The 6,833-nt window shown below is 60.7% G+C and carries 6 protein-coding genes; 1 reads left to right on the top strand and 5 read right to left on the bottom strand.

Annotated features, from left to right (window positions below; translation table 11 throughout):
- A partial coding sequence (tssD, locus tag ACIP66_RS10650; RefSeq protein WP_400647790.1) for a type VI secretion system tube protein TssD occupies positions 1–263 on the bottom strand: 263 nt, incomplete at its 3' end.
- Positions 264–673: 410 nt separating this feature from the next.
- Between tssD and ACIP66_RS10645 the strand changes: the two genes are divergently transcribed.
- Positions 674–1,351 carry a type 1 glutamine amidotransferase domain-containing protein gene (locus tag ACIP66_RS10645; RefSeq protein ID WP_400647787.1) on the top strand — a complete coding sequence of 226 codons (678 nt, stop codon included), beginning with the start codon at positions 674–676 and terminating at the stop codon, positions 1,349–1,351.
- Between the two features lie 92 nt (positions 1,352–1,443).
- On the opposite strand, the gene ACIP66_RS10640 is transcribed toward ACIP66_RS10645, so the two are convergent.
- The 4 genes from ACIP66_RS10640 to glcD all read right to left on the bottom strand — a co-directional run bounded on the left by ACIP66_RS10640 (position 1,444) and on the right by glcD (position 6,680).
- Positions 1,444–2,829, bottom strand: coding sequence for a VOC family protein (locus ACIP66_RS10640; protein WP_400647784.1), 1,386 nt, complete (start codon positions 2,827–2,829; stop codon positions 1,444–1,446).
- 88 nt (positions 2,830–2,917) lie between these two features.
- Positions 2,918–4,138: a glycolate oxidase subunit GlcF gene (gene glcF, locus ACIP66_RS10635; protein ID WP_400647781.1), complete on the bottom strand. Its 1,221-nt coding sequence runs from the start codon at positions 4,136–4,138 to the stop codon at positions 2,918–2,920.
- Between the two features lie 2 nt (positions 4,139–4,140).
- A complete protein-coding gene (glcE, locus tag ACIP66_RS10630; protein WP_400647778.1) occupies positions 4,141–5,181 on the bottom strand; it encodes a glycolate oxidase subunit GlcE in 1,041 nt (346 codons plus the stop codon).
- Positions 5,181–6,680: a glycolate oxidase subunit GlcD gene (glcD, locus tag ACIP66_RS10625; RefSeq protein ID WP_400647775.1), complete on the bottom strand. Its 1,500-nt coding sequence runs from the start codon at positions 6,678–6,680 to the stop codon at positions 5,181–5,183. The genes glcE and glcD overlap by 1 nt, the downstream gene beginning before the upstream one ends.
- Positions 6,681–6,833: the final 153 nt, after the last annotated feature.

Raw genomic sequence — 6,833 nt, 5'->3', positions numbered from 1 at the left:
CCGGAGGTCAGAGCAGCTTGCAGCAGAGGCGAAGCCTTGTCGTAGACCTTGGTGATCACAACTGGCTTGTGAACGCGCTGACCGGTTGGCTGACCGGATTGCGGGTCACGCGGGATGATCACGTCGTGGCTGAAAGCCTGAACCATAACCTGGTTTTCGTGGCCTTCCTGGTAGGTGTTGCCAACGGAGTCGGGGGTGAAGGCGCCGGCAGTGATCAGGCCTTGTTTTTCGCCGGTAACCGACATGTACGCTGGTGTTGCCATGGGGTGCTCTCCTTGCGGAATAAAGTTTAGGTGCCCGGAGGCGAAAACGCCCGGTGGGTGCCTGACTGTTATCAAGGAGCGTGCCAACAGGTTTCAGAGCCAGTGAAACCGGGGTGTTCGCTAATGCGCAGAGCTGAATTCGGGATGATTGACGGTGATTCATGGCGAATGTGCGCAAGAAGTTGCGCAGTGGTGCGCAACTTCTTGCGCACTCGCCTGAAGCCCTTGTCGCCTCTGGTGTGTAGCGGGATTGATGGCCGCGGATCATCAACAAGTGCGCAACTTCTTGCGCATCAAGGCCTGATGCCATCACCCGCTCATTTGAAACGATCCTGCGTTACTGAGGGTCAATCACTCACACCCGCAGACCTGTGTCTGAAAATTCCTCAAACCGAGTGAGACCGAACGACATGAAAATTCTGATGGTTCTGACCTCCCACGATCAATTGGGCGACACCGGCAAGAAAACCGGCTTCTGGCTGGAGGAGTTCGCTGCCCCGTATTACGTGTTCAAGGATGCCGGCGCGCAGCTGACACTGGCCTCGCCCAAGGGTGGCCAGCCGCCGCTGGATCCGAAGAGCGACGAGCCGGATGCGCAGACTGAAGCGACCGGGCGCTTTCGCAAGGATTCTGCGGCGCAGTCGGCGTTGGCTTCTACGGTGAAACTGGATTCTGTGAAAGCGGCGGATTTCGATGCGGTGTTTTACCCGGGCGGTCATGGGCCGCTCTGGGATCTGGCCGAGGATCGTCATTCCATCGCGTTGATCGAGGCGTTTTATAACGCGGGCAAACCGGTGGCGGCGGTGTGTCATGCGCCGGGCGTGTTGCGCCATGCCAAAGGTCCGGACGGTGAACCGCTGGTCAAGGGCAAGCAGGTGACCGGGTTTACCAACAGTGAGGAAGAGGCGGTGCAGTTGACGAATGTGGTGCCGTTTTTGGTTGAAGATGAGTTGAAGGCCAAGGGCGGGATTTTTTCGAAAGGGCCGGATTGGTCGGTTTATACCCGTGAGGATGGGTTGTTGCTGACGGGGCAGAATCCGGCTTCTTCGGAAGAGACGGCGTTTGCGCTGCTTTCGAGATTGCGCTGAGTTTTTTTTAAGATCAAAAGATCGCAGCCTTCGGCAGCTCCTACAGGGGAATCCACACCCTAATGTAGGAGCTGCCGCAGGCTGCGATCTTTTCAGCGGTTACCCGAAAGTGCGGCCAGGCTCTCATCAATTGAGCGCTTTTGGGTTTCGGCATATAAGCCCAACTCGTCGATGGTCGCGCGGCCCAGTGCCTGTTCGAATGCCTGTCGGTTGGAATGCTCGCCATAGTGCGTTTGCGCGGCATCGCCAAGGTTCGACTGAAAAATCCCCGCAGCGCTAACCGGCAGGAAATCTTCGTACACCAGCGGTTCTGCCTTCACGTAGCCATCGCGCAGTAATTGCTCCAGTGACGCGTCGCCAAGTCCTCCCGCCGCCAGTCCTTTTTCCGTAGCGAAATAGCGAAAATACGCCAGCTCTTGTTCGCGCATGCCCTCGACGCTGTCAGGAAATTCGCCAAAGTGCTGAGTCATCAGCGCGTTGTAGCGTGCGGCGTTGGCTTCGTTGGGGAAGTCCCCCAGTTCATCGCGAGCAGCATTCAACAGTAAGTCATACAGGGCGCGACCCTTGGGTGTGAGTGCTGCACCGCGCTGTTCGATTTCGCCGAAACGCGCGCTGTGGCTGCCTCGGATTTCGTCCTGGTCGGTAAAGGCGATTGGCTCATCCAGCGCTTTGAAACTGGTCTGGCGCAGCAGGATCGGGCACTGCCGGCGCGGCGGGCCTTCGATCACGGCTTTCGGGGTGATGCCATGGACGGGCATTTGCTCTTGCACGCGGTCGATGTCCAGCGTGCGCGGGGTCAGATGGTTGATGTGCGGGCCTTTGAAGGCGACCACGTCGGCGATCAATCGATGTTGAGCGCTGAGCGTCTGGTACTGCGCGGCGGTGACCGTTGCGCTGTGATGCCAGCGAAAGGTCTCCAATACCTGTAGGACGAATTCCTGCGCTTCGCTTTCCGTCAGTCCGCCAGCCGTTTCTGCCTGGGAAATCAGACGCAACGCCGTAGGGGTAAAGATCGAACGCTTGGCCAGCACGGATTCAGCGAAGGTGCGCACATCGGGATCGTTGATCAATTCCAGCCGCAGCAACGACGTGAAGACCCTGAACGGGCTGACTTGCAGCGAATCCTCATGCACCGCGCGAAACGCCGTGGAATGCACCGGCACACCCGCCGGCGTCAGATCGTAATAACCCACCGGTTGCATGCCCATCACCGCAAACAGGCGGGCGAGGGTGGCCAGTTCGGTCGCAGTGCCGACGCGGATGGCACCGTGGCGTTCCATGTCCAGCCGTTCGATTTCGCCGGTGCTTTCCAGTTGCCGGGCAATTTGCGTGTCCCGGTCAAGAACGCTGCGGTTGGTCTGTTCGACCAATTCCATCAGCGCGCCGTACAGCGGCACCTCTTCGCGGTACATGTCGGACATCGCTTTGGAGAAGCTTTGGCGGATCAGGTCGGGGCTGACGAACGGCTGCACGGTCATGAAAAAAATTCCTGCCACGGTCACGTATTGGATAGACGAAAAGATCGCAGCCTTCGCCTACGTCGGCAAACGAAGAATCCTACGAACTTCATTCTGCCAACGACTGATCCACCAGTTCGATCCAGTGCATGACTGGCGTGCGGCCGGCGCTGGCTAGATGGCTTTGGCAGCCGACGTTGGAGGTGACGATCAGCTCAGGACGGCCGCTCTCCAGCGCATTGAGGCGGTTGTCGCGCAGTTGCCGGGCCAGCACCGGTTGGGTCAATGAGTAAGTCCCTGCTGAACCGCAGCACAAATGGCCATCGGGGACAGCGGTGAGGTTGAAACCGATGCGGGACAAGACTGCTTCGACGGTGCCGCCGAGTTTCAACGCGTGCTGCAAGGTGCACGGGCAATGCACGGCGATGCGTCGTTCGCTGGCGGCGCACACTTGCTCCAGTGGTTCTCGGGTGAGGATCTGCACCAGATCCAAAGTCATTTCGCTGATGCGCTGCGCTTTCGCCGCGTAGACCGGATCGTCCGCGAGCAAATGCCCGTAATCCTTGATGAACGCGCCGCAGCCGCTGGCCGTTTGCACAATTGCTTCGGCGCCGTTTTGCAGATGTGGCCACCACGCGTCGATGTTCTGTCGGGCGCGGGCGAGGCCTTTGGCTTGGGCGTCGAGGTGATAATCCAGTGCACCGCAACAACCGGCCTCGGCCACCGGCGTGACGCTGATGCCCAAGCGATCCAGCACCCGCGCCGTCGCGTCGTTGGTTTTCGGCGACAAACCCGGTTGCACGCAGCCTTCGAGCAACAACACACGGCGAGCATGCCGAGGGGCAGGGCGCGAACCCTTGACCAACAGATGCTGCGGCAGTTTGCTCTCAAGCAAGCGCGGCAGCAGCGGGCGAAACGTTGTGCCCACTCGCAGCAGTCCTTTGAACAGTCGCGGATTCGGCGCCAATGCGCGCAGGCCTTCGCGCAATAGACGTTGTGCGGCCGGGCGCGGCACCGCGTGGTCGACCACCGCGCGACCGATGTCGAGCAAGTTGTGATAGTCGACGCCGGACGGGCAGGTGGCTTCGCAGTTGCGGCACGACAGGCAGCGATCCAGATGCAGTTGTGTCTGCGCGGTTGGCGGCGCGCCCTCGAGCACCTGCTTGATCAGGTAGATGCGCCCGCGCGGGCCGTCGAGTTCGTCGCCGAGCAATTGATAGGTCGGGCACGTCGCGTTACAGAAACCGCAATGCACACAGGTGCGCAGGATTTTTTCCGCCTCGGCGGCGCGGGGCAACTGTCGCGATTGTTCGCTGAGGGTGGTTTGCATGGCTAGAACTCCGCGTACATCCGCCCGGGATTGAACAGCCCTTGCGGGTCGAGTTGCGCTTTTAGCTGGCGGTGATAGCGCAGCAATGTCGCGGGCAAAGGCTGAAGCGGTGATTCGCTGGCACCATGGGTGAAGCAGGTCGCATGGCCACCGAGTGACTGGGCGAGGGCATGAATGTCGGCGCTGGAGGATTTCAGCCAGCGTTGCGCGCCGGCCCAGTCGATCAGTTGCTCGCCGGGCAAGTCCAGCGGCCCGAGATTGTTTGGCAGCGACAGGCGCCACAGCGGCTGGCCTTCGTCGAAAAAGCTCAGGCGCTGTTCATTTAAATTCCGCCAGAACACGGAGTCCAACGCCTCGCCACCGAGGCGTTGATGTGCCGCCGTCACCGAGCCTTCGCCGCCCTCAAGACGCAAATAAAGACTTTCGCCATCGTGACACGCAGCGCTGATCGGCAACGGTTGCTGGCCCCACTCGGCCAGTTTGGCCAGCGCCCGCGCACAGTCGATATCGAGGCGAATGCTCAGGCATTGGCGGGGTTTGGGCAGGACTTTCAGCGAGACCTCGGTGAGCACGCCGAGGCAGCCGAAACTGCCGGCCATCAGCCGCGACAGGTCATATCCGGCAACGTTTTTCATCACTTCACCGCCGAAACGCACATGCTGACCGAGGCCGGTGATAACGCGCGTGCCAAGCACGAAATCCCGCACTGAACCCGACCACGGTCGCCGAGGCCCGGACAATCCTGTCGCGATCATTCCGCCAACCGTGGCGCTGTCGGCGAACGACGGCGGTTCGCATGGCAGCATTTGCCCGTTTTCATCCAGCGTCGCGAGTAGTTCGGACAACGGCGTGCCGGCGCGCGCAGTGATCACCAGTTCGGTGGGATCGTAAGCCACGATGCCGCGATGCGCGCGAGTGTCGAGCACTTCACCGGCCACCTCGCGACCGAGAAACGCCTTGCTGTTGCCACCCTGGATTTTCAGCGGTGTGGCATTGGCCCGCGCTTCGTTGACCTGATCGAGCAAGGCGTCGACGTCAGCCATCAGAAACGCTCCAGTTCGGGGAAGGGCAGTTGCCCGGCATGAATGTGCATCGCACCGAATTCGGCGCAGCGGTGCAGAGTCGGAATGTTTTTGCCGGGGTTGAGCAGGCCTTTCGGGTCGAACGCGGCTTTTACCGCGTGAAACAGGCTCAGTTCGTCGCTGTTGAATTGCGCGCACATTTGATTGATTTTCTCGCGACCGACACCGTGTTCGCCGGTGATGCTGCCGCCGACCTGTACGCACAGTTCGAGGATCTTTCCGCCCAAGGCTTCGGCGCGATGCAGTTCGCCGGGTTGGTTGGCGTCGAACAGGATCAGCGGGTGCATGTTGCCATCGCCGGCATGGAACACGTTGGCCACGCGCAAGCCGTATTCTTCGCCGAGGCGGGCGATGCCTTGCAAAACGCCGGGCAATTCGCGGCGCGGGATGGTGCCGTCCATGCAGTAGTAATCGGGTGACAGCCGACCGATGGCCGGGAAGGCATTTTTGCGGCCGGCCCAGAAACGCACGCGCTCAGCCTCGTCGCGGGCCTGGCGCACTTCGGTGGCGCCAGCCAGATTCATGACCTCGCGCACTCGTTGGCAATCGTCGTGGACGTCGGCTTCGACGCCATCGAGTTCGCACAGCAGAATCGCCTCGGCATCCACCGGGTAGCCGGCGTGGATAAAGTCTTCAGCGGCGCGGATGGCGAGGTTGTCCATCATTTCCAGGCCGCCGGGAATGATCCCCGCTGCGATGATTTCAGCGACCGCACGACCAGCCTTTTCCACCGAATCGAAACTGGCCAGCAGCACTTTCGCCACTTGTGGTTTGGGCAGCAGTTTGACCGTGACTTCGGTGATGATCCCGAGCAAGCCTTCAGAGCCGGTGAACAGCGCGAGCAAGTCGAAACCGGGTGAATCGAGGGCATCGGAGCCGAGGGTCAGGCGTTCGCCTTCGATAGTCAGCACTTCGATTTTCAGCAGGTTGTGCACGGTCAGGCCGTATTTGAGGCAATGCACGCCGCCAGCGTTTTCAGCGACGTTGCCGCCGATGGAACAGGCGATTTGCGAGGATGGATCCGGCGCGTAATACAAACCGAACGGCGCGGCGGCCTGGGAAATCGCCAGATTGCGCACCCCGGGTTGAACCCGCGCGGTGCGGGCGGCGTGGTCGATGTGCAGGATGTTGTTGAAGCGTGCCATCACCAGCAGCAGGCCTTTTTCCAGTGGCAAGGCGCCACCGGATAAGCCGGTGCCGGCGCCGCGAGCGACCACCGGGACGTTGTTTTGGTGGCAGAGTTTGAGCAGGGTTTGCACTTGCTCGATTCGCCGGGGCAGGGCGACCAGCATCGGCGTGGTGCGGTAGGCGGAGAGGCCGTCGCATTCGTAGGGTTTGAGTTCTTCTTCGCGCCACAAAATGTCGAGATCGGGGATGGCTTGTTGCAGGGTTTTCAACAGTTGGACTTTATTAACGTCCGGCAGCGCACCGTCGAGGCGTTCGTCATAAAGAATGTTCATCTCACCCCCCAGCTCCTTGGATGAACACTTTCCCCTGTGGCGAGGGGATTTATCCCCGTTGGGTCGCGCAGCGGCCCCAATCCTGAGAGTCCGGTGTGTCTGATACCCCTCAATGGAAGAGCTGGGGCCGCTTCGCAGCCCAACGGGGATAAA

The sequence above is a fragment of the Pseudomonas sp. NPDC088429 genome, assembly GCF_044753305.1.
In the GTDB taxonomy this organism is placed as follows: Bacteria; Pseudomonadota; Gammaproteobacteria; order Pseudomonadales; family Pseudomonadaceae; genus Aquipseudomonas; species Aquipseudomonas rustica.
The sequence above is the reverse complement of the archived record's forward strand: the minus strand, read 5'-3'. Positions and strand labels throughout refer to the sequence as shown.

What these genes read in the sequence shown, in the direction of transcription:
- ACIP66_RS10645 (WP_400647787.1), top strand. Translation starts at nt 674, where the DNA reads ATGAAAATTCTGATGGTTCTGACCTCCCACGATCAATTGGGCGACACC.
- ACIP66_RS10640 (WP_400647784.1), bottom strand. Translation starts at nt 2,829, where the DNA reads ATGACCGTGCAGCCGTTCGTCAGCCCCGACCTGATCCGCCAAAGCTTC.
- glcF (WP_400647781.1), bottom strand. Translation starts at nt 4,138, where the DNA reads ATGCAAACCACCCTCAGCGAACAATCGCGACAGTTGCCCCGCGCCGCC.
- glcE (WP_400647778.1), bottom strand. Translation starts at nt 5,181, where the DNA reads ATGGCTGACGTCGACGCCTTGCTCGATCAGGTCAACGAAGCGCGGGCC.
- glcD (WP_400647775.1), bottom strand. Translation starts at nt 6,680, where the DNA reads ATGAACATTCTTTATGACGAACGCCTCGACGGTGCGCTGCCGGACGTT.